This window comes from Mycobacterium sp. AMU20-3851, assembly GCF_043974665.1.
Classification (GTDB): domain Bacteria; phylum Actinomycetota; class Actinomycetes; order Mycobacteriales; family Mycobacteriaceae; genus Mycobacterium.
In genome coordinates this window covers 1,145,837-1,161,454 of sequence record NZ_CP146371.1, presented here as the reverse complement: position 1 = coordinate 1,161,454, position 15,618 = coordinate 1,145,837, and the positions used below count along the sequence as shown (strand labels likewise).

Sequence of the window (15,618 nt, the reverse complement as noted above, 5' to 3'; positions counted from 1 at the left end):
CCATGTCGATGTTCCGGACCATCGCCAACGGTGACGCCACCATCCGCTATCTGGACTCCGGCGGCGACGACGCGGGCGCGCCGATCGTTTTCGTGCCCGGATTCACCTGTGTGGCCGATGATTACACCGAGATGCCGGCGGTGCTCGGCCGGCGGACAGTCATCGTCGAACTCCGTGGACACGGCGGCAGCACGGCCCCCAGCGGTCCGTTCGACTCCGCGGCGATCGCCGGTGATGTCGGCGCGGTGGTCGACGCCGTCACCGCAGGCCCGGTACACGTGATGACCTTCTCCCGCGGGACCACCTACGCGCTGACATGGGCTCTCGCGCACCCGGATCGGGTGCGCTCGATCTCGATTGGCGACTACACCCCCGCAGAGATCAAGCTCACCGAGGACGTGATGCTCGGTTTGCTCGCCGGCAGATGGCGCGGCACCCCGGTCGGTGAACGGGTCGACCGCGCGGCGGCACTGGCCACCGTGCAGTCGGCCCGGACACGGTCGCTCTGGGAACCGTTGGCGCACTTGCAGCCACCGCTGTTGGCGGTCCGCAGCCCCAACGCACCGGTGGTCGACGACGCAGCGTGGAACCGTTACCGGCAGCTGTTCCCGGACGCTGCGCTGCACGAGTTCACCGACTCCCCTCACGACATCTTCCGGCCCGACCGGGCGCGCTACCCGCAACTGGTCCGCGAATTGGCCGACGTCGCAGACGCGGCACGTTAGTCACGCGCGAACGCGCCGGCAGCCTCCCGCTCAAGATCCAGATAGGTATCGTCGCCGACATCGACGGTCACCCCGAGAATCGTTCCCCCGGTGAAAGTTCCGGGGTTCTGGTACTGCGCCGAGACGTTGTCGCCACTGTCGTAGCCGACGCACAGACCGTCACCGGATAGCGTGAACTTCCCGATCTGGGCGCGCATCGGGCTCTTGGCGACCACCTTGTCATCGACGTAGAGGCTGGTGGTGCCCAGCGACTCGCCGTGCTCACCGGCACTCTCCCGGACGAACTCCATACCCAGCGCGTGCCGGCCGGGCGCGAGTTCCTCGGACACGAACTCCTGCTCCGGTTTGATGCCGAGGAAGTTGTAGACATAGTGCAGCCTGCGGTCTTTGACGAACAGTGCGTGACCGCCGAAACGCGAACCGTGCGCGAAGATGACCCCGGCGGGGTCCGCACCCAGGTCGACAAGGGCGATGATCTTGTACGACCGACCCCGCACGTTCACCGCGACGCCCTCCGGCACCGGCGCCGTCCCGGGATAGTAGACATAGCGGCTGCGCGCAGGTTCGGACTGCGGCCGTTCGATGGTGAGAAGATCCGTGGCGGAGCGGTCATCCAGCGGGAGGACGAAGTTCCGGTCCGCCTCCTCGAACCAGGTTGCGATCAGCGCGTTCAGTTTGTCGGGTTCCTCCGCGGCGAGATCCTTCGATTCCGATCGATCCTCGTCGACGTGGTAGAGCTCCCAGCGGTCCTGGTCGAAATGCCCGGTACTGCTCAACGGCGCGTGGACGGCAGCGGCCTTCCAGCCGCCCTCCCAGATGCCCCTGGTCCCCAGCATCGCGTAGTACTGCCGTTTCTTGGCCGTCGGGGCGTCGGCGTCATCGAAGCTGTACCGCATCGACACCCCGTCGAGCGGATGCTGCGGCACCCCGCGGTAGGTGGACGGCATCTGCACCCCGGCCGCATCGAGGATCGTCGCGACGACATCGGTGGCGTGGTGATACTGCTGGCGCACTTCACCTTTGGATTTGATACCGGCCGGCCAGTGGATCACCATGGGATCGCACGTCCCGCCCGAGTACTGCGAGTACCGTTTGAACATCTGGAACGGCGTGGAGAACGCGACGGCCCACCCCGTCGGATAGTGGTTGTAGGTGTCCGGGCTGCCCAGCGCGTCGAGGTACTGCAGGTTCTCCGATAGTTCGTCGGGGTAACCGTTGAAGAACTTGTTCTCGTTGACCGAACCGTTGCGCGAGCCCTCACCGGATGCCCCGTTGTCCGCGCAATAGAAGATCAAGGTGTTGTCCAGTTGCCCGGTCTGCTCGAGATGGTCGATCACCCTGCCGACCTGAGCGTCGGTGTACTCGGAGAAGCCCGCGAACACCTCCGCCATCCGCGCAAACAACCGCTTCTCGTCATCGCTGAGTGACGCCCACGGTCGCACCGAGTCGGCTTCGGCGGCAACATCTTCGGGCAACGGGTTGATCGGCGTCAATTGGGTGCCTTCGGGAAGGATGCCTTTTGCGATCATGCGTTCCAGCACCCACTCGCGGTAGGCCTCATAGCCGTCGTCGAACTTCCCCCGGTACTTTTCGGCGTAGTCGACCGGACTGTGGTGTGGCGCATGGTTGGCGCCCGGGCAGAACCACATGTACCAGGGCTTGGAGGGGTTGGTGGCTTGCTGGTCACGCAGCATCCGGAGGGCCTGGTCGGCGAGGTCCTTCGACAGGTGGTAGCCGTCCTCGGGTCCGTACGGCTGATCGATGAACCGGTTGTCCTCAACGAGGTCGGGGTACCAGTTGTTCGTCTCGCCACCGATGAAGCCGTAGAACCGGTCGAAGCCCTTCTGCAGTGGCCATTCGGATCTGCTACCGCCGCTGGCCACGTCCTCCTCGGGCACATTGTGGTTCTTCCCTACCCAGAACGTGCTGTAGCCGTTTTCCTGCAGCACCTGCCCGACGGTTGCGCATTCGGCGGGCAGGCGGGCCGCCGCGCCCGGAAAACCGTTGGAGGCCTCGGTGATCGATGCGAACCGATTCACGTGGTGGTTGCGTCCGGTGAGGAAACAGGACCGGGTGGGCGAACACAGCGCCGTGGTATGCCACTGCGAATAGATCAATCCGTTGTCGGCCAGGCGCTGCATGACGGGCATCTCGATGCGCCCACCGAACGGTGACCAGGAGGCCATTCCGGTGTCGTCGTAGAGCACCACCAGGATGTTCGGCGCGCCGTCGGGGGCCTGTCTGAGCGTGTATGGCGACCAGTCCGGCTTCGAGTCACGGACGTCGAGCTCGATCTTGCCGTGGAAATCCTGGTTCATGGAAACCCCTCGTCAGCGGGTGATCATGCCGGTGGTCCAATCCTTGCACAGGTTCGTAGAGCGCACAGAACCTTCCCCAAAACGCAACGGCGTCAACGCTTTCGAAAAATATAGAGAGAACACGAATGCTACGAGAAGGCCGCACGAACAGTCCCGAGAAGTGGTCAAGGCCGGCGGCGCTGTAGCGCCCCGGCCTCTGGCTTCCCGCGCGGCGTCTACAGAACCGGGGAAGCTTGACCGAAATGCTACTGCATGCGCGGGGAAGAACCAAACTCAACCCATCTCTCGCACCGGACTCAACCGTCCCGCCGCCATCGCTCGTAACATGCGCACGCTGACCGGCCGCGCCGCGTCGGCGACCTTTTCGAGCAGGTCACCGGCCCGGTCGGCGGCGGTGTCCGGTGGGACCACGTACAGCAGCGCGTTGCGCGCGTGCGTTCCCATGAGGTAGATGGTGTCGCGCGATACCAGGGAGTACTGGTCGACCGAGATGGCGGTGTTTCCCCGGATGATGCGCGATGGCGCCAACGGGAACAGGCTGGGGTCGTACAGCACGCGGCGCACCGAACCCAATGGCAGGCCCATCACCGAGACCAGATCCACCAGAGCGGTGCGCAGGAGGTAGTCGGGGGGCCACCAGGCTCCGTCGACGGTGCCACGTTGGTCGGAGTGGTCGCACAGGGCGAGCCGGGTGGCTGATGGACAGTCGGTTGCGGCATCCGCCATGGGCGATGCTCCCGTCGCTATCAGAGCAATCGCGGACGGCGGCCGAAGAATCGGACACGCGAGGAACCCACGATGATTCGAGAGTAGCCCTCGACGGCCGGGGACCGACGGCGGCCTTCCCATTTTCGCCGGTACCGCCACGATCATCCCTCCGCGGAAGGGCTGTCCCGTCGGCTACTGATCCACTCCTCGCCGATACGCACGGCGGCCGCCACGGAACCGAACACCGTGTCGGTCGCAGGTATCAGTCCGTCGGCACCCAAAGAATCCAGCAGGCCCCCTCTCTGCAGAACCTTCGCCGTGTCCGGGCTGACCCCGGCGATGATGAGCCGGCCGCCGTTGGCATCCAGGTCATCGGCCCATCGGCGTACCGCACCGATCACCCGGGTCGACGGCACATCGGGCAGCGTCCTCAGTCCCAGGACCACGACTGCATTGCGGGAACCGCCGACCTGCGGCCATTCCTCGTCGATTCGCGGCACCTCCGCGAACAGTCCGACGCCGGCGTAGTTCAACACCGTCACCTGGTCACTTGCCACCGCGGTCGGGACCGGGACAAGCCGCCACCCTCCGTCGGACGCCCGAGTCATGGCCTGCAGTTGTGCGGTTTGCGACGCTTTGACGCAATACAGGACCAGTGAGGTGATCGAGCCGATGAGGACAGCGGTGTGCAGCGGGAGTTGGGTGGTGGCCACGAACGTCACCACCATGGCGAGCGCCGACAACGGTGCCGTGCGCGTCACCAGCCGGATGTCCGCCCACCGCCCGGTGATCAATTCGGCTCCGATGACCAGGATGAGGCCGCCGATGACCGGCATCGGGATCAGCTCCGCGGCCGAACCGGCGACCAAAACCAGCACGGCCAGCCAGATTCCGGCGAAGACACCGGCCCACCGCGTCTGCGCACCGGCCGACACCGACACACCCGTACGCGACAGCGACCCGCCTGTCGGCAGGGCTCCGAAGAATCCTCCCGCGATATTCGCCGCGCCCTGGGACACGAAATCCCCGGATGTGCTCGGCCGGCTTCGATCCGGATTGGGGACCGCCGCCGAGATCCCCGCGGCCTGCGCGAGTCCGACGAGCGCGACGGCCAAACCACCCACCAGCAGATCGGGTATGGCCCCGAAGTGCGGAACGACGAACGGCGGCAGAGCATTCGGGATGGAGGCGATATCGCCGACGACTTCCACGTCGGTAGCCGCCACGGTGACGACCACGGTCACGACCAGCAGAGCGATGAGCGTCGCGAAGGCCTCGAGCGGTCGGATGAGTTTGAAGACCGCCCACACACCGACGGTGGCAGCCGCCACCGAGCACGGCGCAGGGTCCCACTCGCCGATATGCCCGAAGGCGTTCACGAACTTGCCGACGGTGTTGTGGCTGTCCGGTGTGTAGCCGGTCGCATCGCCGATCACCCCGGCGATGATCTGCAGCGCGATACCGGTGGTGAAACCGGTCATCACCGCGTTGGAGACGAAATTCATGATCGACCCGAAATTCAGCAGCCCGAAAATCAGCATCACCATCCCGACGACAACCACCAGGGCCGCGACGTCGGCCGGATCGCCGGGATCGAGGCCGGCATCGGTCAGCACGCTGCGCGACGACAGCGCCAAGGCGCTCGTCAGGGTGGTCACCATCAACACGGTGCGGGCGAGAACGGATCCCACGATGGTCGACACGATCCCGGAATACAGACCGGCCACAGGATTGAATCCACCGATACTCGCGTACGCCATTCCCTCGGGTATCGAGAACAACCCCGTCACCAGGCCGCCGACGACATCCCGGAATCGGGGTTTGCCCAATGCCGGCCTGGTTTTCACGGTACCAACGATGCCAGGCCGAGAACCGCGGTGTCGTGCTTCGACAAGACCGACCGTGCCGGCCGAGCGCTACTGGGTGAATGCGCAGAACACCGGGCGCGAATTATCAGCCGAACCTGTAGCGCCCGCGGCCCCTGCCCTTTACCGTGAACCGGGTACGCCTCTTCTGCGATGACGGAGCATGCCATGCCGAACGGAAAGCCCAATATCCTGGTCATCTGGGGTGACGACATCGGTATCACGAATCTGAGTTGCTACAGCGACGGTTTGATGGGCTACCGGACGCCGAATATCGACCGGATCGCCGCCGAGGGGATGCGGTTCACCGACTCCTACGGTGAGCAAAGCTGCACCGCCGGACGGGCCGCGTTCATCAGTGGGCAGAGCGTGTACCGCACCGGAATGAGCAAAGTCGGCGTGCCCGGCGCCGATATCGGTTGGGCCGCCGAGGATCCCACCATCGCCGAGTTGCTCAAACCACTCGGCTACGCCACCGGCCAGTTCGGCAAGAACCACTTCGGCGATCTCAACAAGTACCTGCCCACGGTGCACGGCTTCGACGAGTTCTTCGGCAATCTCTATCACCTCAACGCAGAGGAGGAGCCGGAGAACCCGGACTACCCGCCGAAGGAGCAGTTCCCGCGGATGTACGAGGCCGCCCGCCCCCGGGGTGTGCTGCGCTGCTGGGCCACCGACGAGGTCTCCACCGAACCCGACGACCCGCGCTGGGGCCCGGTCGGCAAGCAGCGCATCGAGGACACCGGTCCGCTGACCAGACAGCGGATGCAGACCATCGACGACGAGACCACCGAGGCCTGCATCGACTTCATGCGACGCCAGGTCGACGCCGACACACCGTTCTTCGTCTGGATGAACATGACGCACATGCACGTGTTCACCCATACGAAGCCGGAGAGCATCGGCCAGGCCGGGCGGTGGCAGTCGCCCTACCACGACACGATGATCGACCACGACCGCAACGTCGGGCAGCTGCTGGACGCCGTCGACGAACTCGGCATCGCCGAGGACACCATCGTCGTCTACTCCACCGACAACGGTCCGCACGCCAATACCTGGCCCGACGGTGCCACCACCCCGTTCCGCAGTGAGAAGAACACCAACTGGGAGGGCGCGTTCCGGGTACCGGAGTTGATCCGCTGGCCCGGGCGGATTGCCGCCGGATCGGTCTCGAACGAGATTGTGCAGCACCATGACTGGCTACCGACGTTTCTTGCCGCTGCCGGGGACCCCGATATCTGCGACAAGCTGAAGAAGGGGCACCGGGCCGGGGCGGACGGGAACACCGAGTTCAAGGTCTTCATCGACGGTTACAACATCCTTCCGTACCTGACCGGCGAGGCCGAGGAGAGCCCGCGCCAGGGGTTCGTCTACTTCTCCGATGACTGCGATGTGCTGGGGCTGCGGTATGACAACTGGAAGGTCGTTTTCCAGGAGCAGCGTTGCCAGGGCACGTTGCAGGTGTGGGCCGAGCCCTTCACGCCGCTGCGCGTTCCCAAGTTGTTCAACTTGCGCACCGACCCGTTCGAGCGCGCCGACATCACGTCGAACACCTATTACGACTGGATGATCCGACGGGCCTTCCTCGTCTTCTACGCGAGTGTGATCGTCACCCAGTTCCTGGAATCGTTCAAGGAGTTCCCGCCCCGGCACCCACCCGCCAGCTTCACCATCGATCAGGCGCTGGACAAGCTGCACGAATTCCTGGCCAAGGACTGATGCTCGATCGGTGGCGGGACGGACCCGCGAAGTCCGCGATCGTCGACTTCGTGGACCGTGCCACCCGGGAGGTGCCCCCGGCCGAACGGGTCGCGGTGTTCGACAACGACGGCACCCTGTGGTGTGAGAAGCCGGCCTACATCCAGCTGGACTTCCTGGTGCGCCGGTTGGCGCAGCAGGCTGCCCACGACCCGTCGTTACAGGACGACCCGCCCTACCGGGCCGCCGCCGCCGGCGACCTGGCGTGGTTCGGTGACGCCGTCACCAAGCACTACCGCGGTGATGACTCGGACCTGAAAGTCCTTGCCGGAGCCATTCTCTCGGCGTATGCCGGGCTGTCCGTCGAGGAGCACGCCGCGCGGGTGAGGGCCTTCTTCGCCGAGGCCACCCACCCCACGCTGCGCAGACCGTACACCGCCTGCAGTTATGCGCCGATGGTGGAACTGCTCGGGTATCTGACCGCCCACGGGTTCACCAACTACATAGCCTCCGGCGGCGGCCGCGACTTCATGCGCCCCGTCACCGAAGCCATGTACGGCATCCCACCGGAGCGGGTGATCGGCAGTTCCGTCGGACTGGATTTCGTCGACGGGAACCTGCGCACCACTGCGACACCGGAATTCCTCGACGACGGTCCGGTCAAACCGGTGCGCATCTGGGGCCGCACCGGGAGGCGGCCCATCTTCGCGGCCGGGAACTCCAACGGCGATATCGAGATGCTGCAGTTCGTCGATGCGGGACCACTGCCGTCACTGTCGCTGCTGGTGCGCCACGACGATGCCGAGCGGGAGTTCGCCTACACCGCGGGCGCCGAACGCGCACTGGCACTGGCAGATTCGCAGGGCTGGACCATCGCCGGCATGCAGCGGGACTGGGCGCGTGTCTTCGACTGACGATCTGGTCTGGATCCCACCGCGGACGACCACGCTGGGCTCGGATGCGCATTATCCCGAGGAGGGCCCGGCGCGAGCCGCCACCGTCGACGGATTCTGGATCCAGCGGCACACGGTGACCAACGCCCAGTTCGGCGAGTTCGTCGACGCGACCGGGTATCTGACCGTCGCGGAACGCCCGCCGGACCCGGCGCATTATCCGGGTGCCCCGCAGCAGAACCTCGTTCCCGGCTCCATGGTGTTCCGGCGCACCGCGGGTCCGGTGGATCTGCGGCATCTCAGCCAGTGGTGGGTATGGACGCCCGGGGCGTGCTGGAACCATCCGCGCGGGCCGCGATCATCGCTGCGCAACCGGGACGATCACCCGGTCGTGCACATCGCCTTCGAGGACGCCCGGGCCTACGCGGACTGGGCCGGACTATCGCTGCCCAGCGAGGCGCAGTGGGAGGTCGCGGCCCGCGGCGGGCTCGACGGCGCGGTCTACACCTGGGGTGACGCACCCGAGCAACCCGGTGAACACCTCGCGAACTACTGGCACGGCGAGTTCCCCTATCTCCCCGACACCGGGTATGGCAGCACCGCGCCGGTGGGCAGCTTCGCGCCCAACGGGTATGGCCTGTGCGATATGGCCGGCAACGTCTGGGAGTGGACGTCGGACTGGTACGGGCCGGACCGCGCGACCGGAACATGCTGCGCCGCCGACAGCTTCGACCCCGACCAGCCGCAGTTCGCCATCCCGCGCAAGGTCATCAAGGGCGGCTCCTTTCTGTGCGCGGACAGTTACTGCCTGCGCTACCGGCCCGCCGCCCGTCGCCCGCAGATGATCGATACGGGCATGAGCCACATCGGGTTCCGCTGCGTGAGTGGCTAGGCCGCCGCCGGCGCGTCCACGGGGGCCTCGGCGTCGGCCGGCTCGGGTCCGCTCCCGGAGTCTTCGGTATCCACGGAGCCGGAAGGGTCGGCGGGCTCGTCCGGCCGGTTATCCGCCGGGTCACCCGCAAGGGGCTCCGGCGCTGCGAGTTGCTGCAGCTGCTCCTCCCGGGACGGCTCGTCCTCATCGGCCCCGGTGAGATCGACGTCGTCCGCCTCGACGAGTTCGGCCTCGGCTTCGAGGCCGGCCTCCGGTTGCACGGGTTCGGCCACCTCGGCGGCCAAGTCCTCGGCCGGCTGCGGCTCCGGATCGAATGACTCTGCGGCGCCTTCCGATTCGGCGTCCGTCGCGGGGCCATCCCCGGACATCGGCGCCGCAGCGTCATGGTCGGCCGCGGCGAACGCGGGCGCTGGGGCCGGGGCGGGCGCCTTCGCGGGCGCCTTCCACACCAGCCGGCCCTTCGACACGTGCAAGCCCAGCTGCGGTGTCATGCTCGAGTAACCCGCCGCGATCAGCGGCATCAGCAGGGTGTTGAGCTTGTCCACGATCCAGCCGGGAACGCCGAGCTGGCGCAGCGGACGGGTGATGGGCAGGTTGGACTCCGGGATCATGTACGTCAACGTCCGGCCGCCGAGCGAGTTGGTGCGATCCGACACCAGCACCGCGTCCTCGATGCTCTTCTTGCCCGCCGAGGAATGATCGTTGGTGCCGTTGACCGTGTACACCGCGCCCATCACGGCGTTGACCACGGCGAGCACATTCCACGGACGGTCCGGCGGAGCCGCCCAGCCGTCCCACTGCCCATAGACGACCACCGTGTTGTACCGGGTCTCCGGAACCGGTTTGAAGGTGATGCCCAGCAGCGGGATTCGCACGTTGGGCGCATAGGTTTCGCCGAAGCCGCGGGTCTCGCCACCGAAGACGTAGAAGGTGATCCGGTCGGTGGGCAGCGCCTCCGACTCCGGAAGGCTGTGCAGATAGAGGAGTTCCCGGTCGATCACCATGGTGCCCAGGCTGAGACCGACCACCGAGACGGTGTTGCCCTTGGCCAGTTCGGCCAGGATCGTGGCGTGCAGCGCCTGCTGCCCGGCGGCCAGCGACTTGTCACCGCTCAGCGCGCCGATCCCCCACAGCGGGCCGAGCTGTGCCGGGTAGTCCAGGGGGATGGGCGTCATACCCGGCAACCAGTTGGCTCCGACCCGGTTGGCGTACCCGAGCCATCCGTCTTTCGTGAACCCGACGCCGCCGAGGACCCCGGCGATGCCGGGCAGCTCGCTGGGCCGCGCACCGTTGATGCCGATCCGGGTCTCACCGGCGTATGCGTTGGGTGCCGCGATCACGAGCACCGCGGCGCTCAGAACTGCGGCCAGCGCGCGCCATCGGGGCCGCGACATCCCGAAACCACCCCGGAATAGTTTTTTTCGCAACAATTGACACCCCTTGGCGCGCGCTCGAAAACGTCAACACCGAGGGGTTTGACGTGCGTATTGATAAATGACGTTGACGTCAACCTACAGCATCAGCAAACGTCACGCGAGGTGAAATTGTAAGTTTCGTCAATTATGGGTTGTGTCCGGAGCGCGCCCGACCGCCGCGACGGCATCCACCGATGACCTGAGCGGAGACCCGCGGGTTCGCTAAGGTTTGGAACACGTTCCAATTCGTCCCTGGAGGGTGGTCCATGACCGATACCGTGCTGGTGACCGGAGCCTTCGGGCTGGTCGGTTCGGCAACCGTGCACCGCCTGGCGGCTGACGGTCGACGGGTGGTGGCCACCGACCTGGACGCCCCCGCCAACCGGAAGGCGGCCGAAGCCCTGCCGGTGGGCGTCACGGTGCGCTGGGCCGACCTGACCGACCCCACCGCGGTCGGCGCGCTGGTCGACGAGGTGGCACCGAACGCGATCATCCATCTGGCAGCGGTCATCCCGCCGTTCATCTACCAGCGCCGCGGCCTGGCCGAGCGCGTCAATGTCGAGGCCACCGCCAGCCTGGTGCGCGCGGCCGAAAAACTGGCGGCTCCACCGCGATTCGTGCTCGCCTCCAGCATCGCCGTCTACGGCTCACGCAACCCGCACACGGTCACCGGCCCACTCACCGCGGACACCCCGGTCAATCCGGCCGACGTCTACGGCGACCACAAGGTCAAGGCCGAGAAAATCGTCCGGACCTCGGCGCTGGACTGGGTGATCCTGCGCCTGGGCGGGGTACTGACCGTCACCCCCGGCTCCTACATGAAGCTGGACAACTTCTACTTCGAAGGCATGCTGCCGACGGACGGCCGGCTGCAGACCGTCGATGTACGCGATGTGGCAACCGCTTTCGCCGCTGCCACCACTGCCGATGCGATCGGTGAGACGCTGCTGATCGGCGGCGACGACGCCACCCACCGGCTGCTGCAAGGCGACGTCGCACCGGCGATGGCCGCGGCGCTCGGGCTGGTCGGCGGACTACCCGCCGGGCTCAAGGGCGACCCGAACAACGACGCGAGCTGGTTCAACACCGACTGGATGGACACCACCCGCGCTCAGCAACTTCTTGGCTTCCAACAGCATTCATGGCCGGACATGCTGATCGAGACCGCGGCCAACGCGGGCATCAAGCGTCCCCTGCTGCGGCTGGTGGCACCGCTGGCCAAGCAGATCCTCAAGCGGCAGACCGCCTACCACGGCACCGGAGCGCGCTTCGCCGATCCATGGAAGGCGATCGAGAACAAGTGGGGCAACCCCCGGCCGGACGGAGCTACGGCATGAAGACCGCGATCGTGGTGGGCGGCGCATCCGGCATCGGCTGGGCCTCCGCGCAGGCCCTGGCCGCCGACGGGTACCGCGTCGTCATCGCCGACCGCAACGCCGACGGTGCCGAGTCCCGCGCCACCGAACTCGGTGATCCGCACACCGCGGTCGGCGTCGATGTCACCGACGAAGCCTCGGTGGCAACACTTTTCGAACAGGCGGGCGACGTCGACGTGGTGGTGAGCTGCGCCGGCTTCTCCAACATCGGCCTCATCGTCGATCTCGCGGTCGAGGACTTCCGCGCCGTCGTGGACGTGTGCCTCAACGGCGCCTTCATCGTCGCCAAGTACGCCGGACGCCATCTGCGCGACGGCGGCTCACTGATCTCCATCTCATCGCTCAACGCCCGCCAGCCCGCCGTCGGGATGAGCGCCTACTGCGCGGCCAAGGCTGGACTGTCGATGCTCACCCAGGTCGCCGCGCTCGAGTTGGCGCCGCGCGGCATCCGGGTCAACGCGGTGGCCCCGGGTTTCGTGCACACCCCGCTGACCGAAGGCGCGGCCCTGATCCCCGGCGTGGTCGAGGAGTACGTGGAGAACACGCCGCTGGGGCGGGCCGGCACTCCGGAGGACATCGCCGAGGCGGTCGTCTTCCTCACCAAGTCGTCCTGGCTGACCGGTGAGGTGCTCGACCTCAACGGCGGCGCCCACATGAAGCGCTACCCCGACGTGATCGGACACGTCATGAAGCTCGCCCAAGCCTGAGGCTCGCGCAACCCTGTCCAACACTGTCAAATAGACAGGTGAATACCGAGTTCACCGCCAGCCAGCGCCGAGCCCTGGCGATCGCGACCGTCGTCGCCCTCGTCTTCGGCGCGTACTTCCTGCGCGGGTTCTTCATCCTCATCGTGGTCGCGGCCGTGGTGGCCTACCTGTTCGACCCGATCTACCAGCGGCTGCGTAAGCGGTTCAGCACCGGCCTGTCGGCCACCATCACCCTGTTCGCGGCGGTGGCCACCGTCATCGTGCCGATCACCGCAACCGTGGCGATCGGTGTCGTGCAGATCTCGAACATGGTGCGCAGCGTCGCCGACTGGGTGGGCCAGACCGATCTGAGCACGCTCGGTGACCGGTCGTTGCGGGTGGTGAACGAACTGCTCGAGCGGGTGCCGTTCATGCAGAACACCAACATCACCGCCGAGCAGGTGCAGGAATGGGTGGTGAAGTTCGCTCAGCGCGCCGGTGAGTGGGGCCTGTCCTTCCTGCAGGGCGCCGTCGGCGGACTGGCGGGCGCCGTGACCGCCGCGATCATTTTCGTATATGTGTTCATCTCGATGCTGACCAATGCCGAGCAGCTCCGGCGGCTCATTCGTCTTCTCAATCCGCTGGGTGAGAAGGCCACCGACCTGTATCTGGCCAAGATGGCGGCCATGGTGCGCGGTACCGTCCGCGGCCAGTTCGTCATAGCCCTGGTCCAGGGTTTCGCCGGCGCGATCTCGATCTACCTCGCCGGCTTCCACGACGGGTTCTTCATCTTCGCGATCCTGCTGTCCGCGCTCTCGGTGATCCCGCTGGGCGGGGGCATCGTCACCATCCCGTTCGGCATCGGTCTGATGCTGTTCGGCAACATCATCGGCGGCATCTTCGTGATCGTCTTCCACCTCGCGGTGGTCACCAACATAGACAACGTGTTGCGTCCGATCCTGGTGCCCAAGGAGGCCAAACTCGACCCCGCGCTGATGCTGCTGTCGGTCTTCGCCGGCATCACCATGTTCGGTTTCCTGGGCATCGTGATCGGACCGGTCATCATGATCGTCATCGTCACCACCATCAGCGCGTACCTGTGGGTCTACAAGGGTGTCCCGATGGAACTCGGTGCCGAAGACGACGAACCCGCCAAACCCGGCCTGCTCAAACGCCTGATCGCCCGGGTCCGCGGGGCCGCGAGCCGCAAGGCTCCGCCGCCGGTCGGGTCGGCGGCCGATTCACCACCGATGATCACCCGCGGCGACTGACTGCGCGACAAGGGTATTCGGCGGCTCGTAGACCGCCACCCTGACGATGGCGTCCAGGATCACGGCCAGCACACCGTCCCAGGGAGTTACCCGCACCGGCGTGGTGGACCGGATCGGCAGGGCCACCGCCACTGCGGCGTTACCGCTGGTCGGAATCTGCGCCGGCGCGCCAGGCGCGGGATAGATCCCGGCCGCGGTGCCGGCGAACATATCGTTGATCCAGCCCGATGCCAGGGTCCGCACCGCCTCGACGTTGCGCTGCTGCGAGAAGCCCGCGAACAGGTATTCTGCGAACTGCAGCAACGGATTTCCGCCCTGCAGTCCGTCGATATGCCGGCCGCCTTCGAGCATCACACCGTTGAACTGCCCCGGCCTGGCCGTCTGCAGTTGATCACTCAACAGACCGTAGCGGTTCCACTGATAGCGCTCGGATGAGATGTTGCGCACCGCGACACCGGTGAGCTTGTCCAGCGCGGCCGGCGCGGTGTCGTTGACGTCGACGCCGTCGAGCAACACCACCCCGACGAGGTCCTCGATGGCGCCGTTGTCGGCCATCCTGCCTGCCGCGCCCAGCACCAGGGTGGCGCCCAGGGAGTGCCCGACCAGCGCGAAGCGCGTCGGCAGATTCACCGCGTGTCCCGCTGCGGCACTGGCACTTTCGGTGAGCGCAGTGCGCTCCCCGGCGAACAGTTGCGCGACGGCATCCTGCATGGGGGTGCCGCCCAGCCACACGGCGCGGGCATCGAGGAAGTTCGAGGTCAGCGTCGGTGCGACGACGACGCTGTTGGTCCGTTCGGCCAGCGCGGCGGCGCTGTAGCTGTACATCGATGAGACGGCGCCGAACCCGTGCTGCAGGTAGATGAGCCGGGTCGCGGGTTCGTCTCCGTCCGGAAAATACCAGTCCGCCTGCACGGTGCGGCCCGCGCCGACCGGGATGACCAGGCTCGATGTCCGGACCGTGACGGTGCTCCGGGGCGGCAGTACCGGCGGCCCGGCGAAGAACTGGATGAGGCCCATCAACGCGTTCAGCAGCGTCGATCCAACGGCGTTGACGAATTTGTGCACCGGGGCGATCAGAGTGGCGGATCTGCGGACGGTCGTGGCGGGGGCGACCGCAACCAGCTTCGAAGCCGTCGCCGGTGCGGCGACGGGTTCAGCGGTCGGCTCGGCGGCTCCCTCGGCGTCGGGTTGCAGTTCTGCCGCCGCGGCGGCGCGGTGGGCGATGGCAGCACCGCCTTCGACGGTCTCGATCTGTATCCGTTGCGGGGCGGCCGGTGCCGCCGCGGACCGGGTCCGGGCGCGACCGGCGGTCACCGCCGACCGAACCCTGCGCGGCGCCAGGGTCTGTTCGGCCGGGTGGACATCGGCGACCTCGGCCTCCGGTTCCGGCGCCCCGGCCCCGTCATCGTCGACGTCAACGCCGTCAGTCTCGGCGGTACCTGCGCTGCCGGTATCGGCCGGTCCGTCCGGCGCCGGGGAATCCCCGCGGGCGTCGTCGGCCTGTGCGGTGCTCGCCCCGGCCGCCTCGGACGCACTGCCACCGCCGGGATCCGCGGTCGCGGTGGCCGCTCCGGACAGCAACGCAGCCGAGATCGCCGCCAGCGTGGTCGCCGCGCCGAGCGGCATTGCGAATCGATTTCTCATCAGGCCTCCGTCGTCGCCCACACGCTAGGGTTGCGACCCCTCGCACCGCAGGAAATTGAGCAAAGTGCCCAGAATGTCTTTTTCTGGCGCGAGTAGCGTCGATCCGTCACCACCCGGAAAGGGATGC

12 protein-coding genes and 1 other annotated feature are annotated in these 15,618 nt (G+C 66.8%); of the genes, 7 read left to right on the top strand and 5 right to left on the bottom strand.

Annotation, left to right across the window (positions count from 1 at the left end; genetic code table 11):
- The first annotated feature begins 2 nt into the window (after positions 1 to 2).
- Complete coding sequence (locus V4U86_RS05735; protein WP_395310323.1) at positions 3 to 725, top strand: alpha/beta fold hydrolase; 723 nt, start codon at positions 3 to 5, stop codon at positions 723 to 725.
- On the opposite strand, the gene V4U86_RS05730 is transcribed toward V4U86_RS05735, so the two are convergent.
- The 3 genes from V4U86_RS05730 to V4U86_RS05720 form a co-directional block, all read right to left on the bottom strand.
- Positions 722 to 3,043, bottom strand: coding sequence for an arylsulfatase (locus V4U86_RS05730; protein ID WP_395310322.1), 2,322 nt, complete (start codon positions 3,041 to 3,043; stop codon positions 722 to 724). The genes V4U86_RS05735 and V4U86_RS05730 overlap by 4 nt on opposite strands.
- Before the next feature lie 273 nt (positions 3,044 to 3,316).
- Entirely contained in the window at positions 3,317 to 3,769 is a 453-nt protein-coding gene (locus V4U86_RS05725) for a DUF5994 family protein (protein WP_395310321.1), read from the bottom strand.
- A gap of 143 nt (positions 3,770 to 3,912) precedes the next feature.
- Entirely contained in the window at positions 3,913 to 5,598 is a 1,686-nt protein-coding gene (locus V4U86_RS05720) for a SulP family inorganic anion transporter (RefSeq protein WP_395310320.1), read from the bottom strand.
- 186 nt (positions 5,599 to 5,784) lie between these two features.
- Between V4U86_RS05720 and V4U86_RS05715 the strand changes: the two genes are divergently transcribed.
- From V4U86_RS05715 to V4U86_RS05705, 3 genes are read left to right on the top strand one after another with little or no spacing between them, the layout of a single operon-like run.
- Positions 5,785 to 7,335, top strand: coding sequence for an arylsulfatase (locus V4U86_RS05715; protein ID WP_395310319.1), 1,551 nt, complete (start codon positions 5,785 to 5,787; stop codon positions 7,333 to 7,335).
- Entirely contained in the window at positions 7,335 to 8,228 is an 894-nt protein-coding gene (locus V4U86_RS05710) for an HAD family hydrolase (protein WP_395310318.1), read from the top strand. The genes V4U86_RS05715 and V4U86_RS05710 overlap by 1 nt, the downstream gene beginning before the upstream one ends.
- Positions 8,215 to 9,099: a formylglycine-generating enzyme family protein gene (locus V4U86_RS05705; protein ID WP_395310317.1), complete on the top strand. Its 885-nt coding sequence runs from the start codon at positions 8,215 to 8,217 to the stop codon at positions 9,097 to 9,099. Before V4U86_RS05710 ends, V4U86_RS05705 begins: the two co-directional genes overlap by 14 nt.
- Here V4U86_RS05705 and V4U86_RS05700 read toward each other — a convergent pair.
- The gene (locus V4U86_RS05700; RefSeq protein WP_395310316.1) at positions 9,096 to 10,493 is read right to left on the bottom strand and encodes a PE-PPE domain-containing protein; all 1,398 of its coding nucleotides are present in this window, start codon (positions 10,491 to 10,493) and stop codon (positions 9,096 to 9,098) included. The genes V4U86_RS05705 and V4U86_RS05700 overlap by 4 nt on opposite strands.
- Positions 9,171 to 9,224: a sequence feature (sul1 is cis-regulatory element that is thought to sense ions involved in sulfur or methionine metabolism; They are found in Alphaproteobacteria), on the top strand. It overlaps the preceding gene by 54 nt.
- A gap of 287 nt (positions 10,494 to 10,780) precedes the next feature.
- Between V4U86_RS05700 and V4U86_RS05695 the strand changes: the two genes are divergently transcribed.
- The 3 genes from V4U86_RS05695 to V4U86_RS05685 are packed head-to-tail and all read left to right on the top strand — an operon-like array spanning position 10,781 to position 13,847.
- Positions 10,781 to 11,851 (top strand): NAD-dependent epimerase/dehydratase family protein, encoded by a 1,071-nt coding sequence (locus V4U86_RS05695; protein WP_395310315.1) that lies wholly within the window; start codon positions 10,781 to 10,783, stop codon positions 11,849 to 11,851.
- Positions 11,848 to 12,597, top strand: coding sequence for an SDR family NAD(P)-dependent oxidoreductase (locus tag V4U86_RS05690; protein WP_395310314.1), 750 nt, complete (start codon positions 11,848 to 11,850; stop codon positions 12,595 to 12,597). Before V4U86_RS05695 ends, V4U86_RS05690 begins: the two co-directional genes overlap by 4 nt.
- A 38-nt stretch (positions 12,598 to 12,635) precedes the next feature.
- Positions 12,636 to 13,847, top strand: a complete 1,212-nt coding sequence (locus V4U86_RS05685; protein ID WP_395310313.1) for an AI-2E family transporter — start codon at positions 12,636 to 12,638, stop codon at positions 13,845 to 13,847.
- On the opposite strand, the gene V4U86_RS05680 is transcribed toward V4U86_RS05685, so the two are convergent.
- A complete protein-coding gene (locus V4U86_RS05680) occupies positions 13,818 to 15,491 on the bottom strand; it encodes an alpha/beta hydrolase (protein WP_395310312.1) in 1,674 nt (557 codons plus the stop codon). The two genes, V4U86_RS05685 and V4U86_RS05680, sit on opposite strands and share 30 nt — an antisense overlap.
- Positions 15,492 to 15,618 lie beyond the last annotated feature (127 nt).

What these genes read in the sequence shown, in the direction of transcription:
- V4U86_RS05735 (WP_395310323.1), top strand. Translation starts at nt 3, where the DNA reads ATGTCGATGTTCCGGACCATCGCCAACGGTGACGCCACCATCCGCTAT.
- V4U86_RS05730 (WP_395310322.1), bottom strand. Translation starts at nt 3,043, where the DNA reads ATGAACCAGGATTTCCACGGCAAGATCGAGCTCGACGTCCGTGACTCG.
- V4U86_RS05725 (WP_395310321.1), bottom strand. Translation starts at nt 3,769, where the DNA reads ATGGCGGATGCCGCAACCGACTGTCCATCAGCCACCCGGCTCGCCCTG.
- V4U86_RS05715 (WP_395310319.1), top strand. Translation starts at nt 5,785, where the DNA reads ATGCCGAACGGAAAGCCCAATATCCTGGTCATCTGGGGTGACGACATC.
- V4U86_RS05710 (WP_395310318.1), top strand. Translation starts at nt 7,335, where the DNA reads ATGCTCGATCGGTGGCGGGACGGACCCGCGAAGTCCGCGATCGTCGAC.
- V4U86_RS05700 (WP_395310316.1), bottom strand. Translation starts at nt 10,493, where the DNA reads ATGTCGCGGCCCCGATGGCGCGCGCTGGCCGCAGTTCTGAGCGCCGCG.
- V4U86_RS05695 (WP_395310315.1), top strand. Translation starts at nt 10,781, where the DNA reads ATGACCGATACCGTGCTGGTGACCGGAGCCTTCGGGCTGGTCGGTTCG.
- V4U86_RS05690 (WP_395310314.1), top strand. Translation starts at nt 11,848, where the DNA reads ATGAAGACCGCGATCGTGGTGGGCGGCGCATCCGGCATCGGCTGGGCC.
- V4U86_RS05680 (WP_395310312.1), bottom strand. Translation starts at nt 15,491, where the DNA reads ATGAGAAATCGATTCGCAATGCCGCTCGGCGCGGCGACCACGCTGGCG.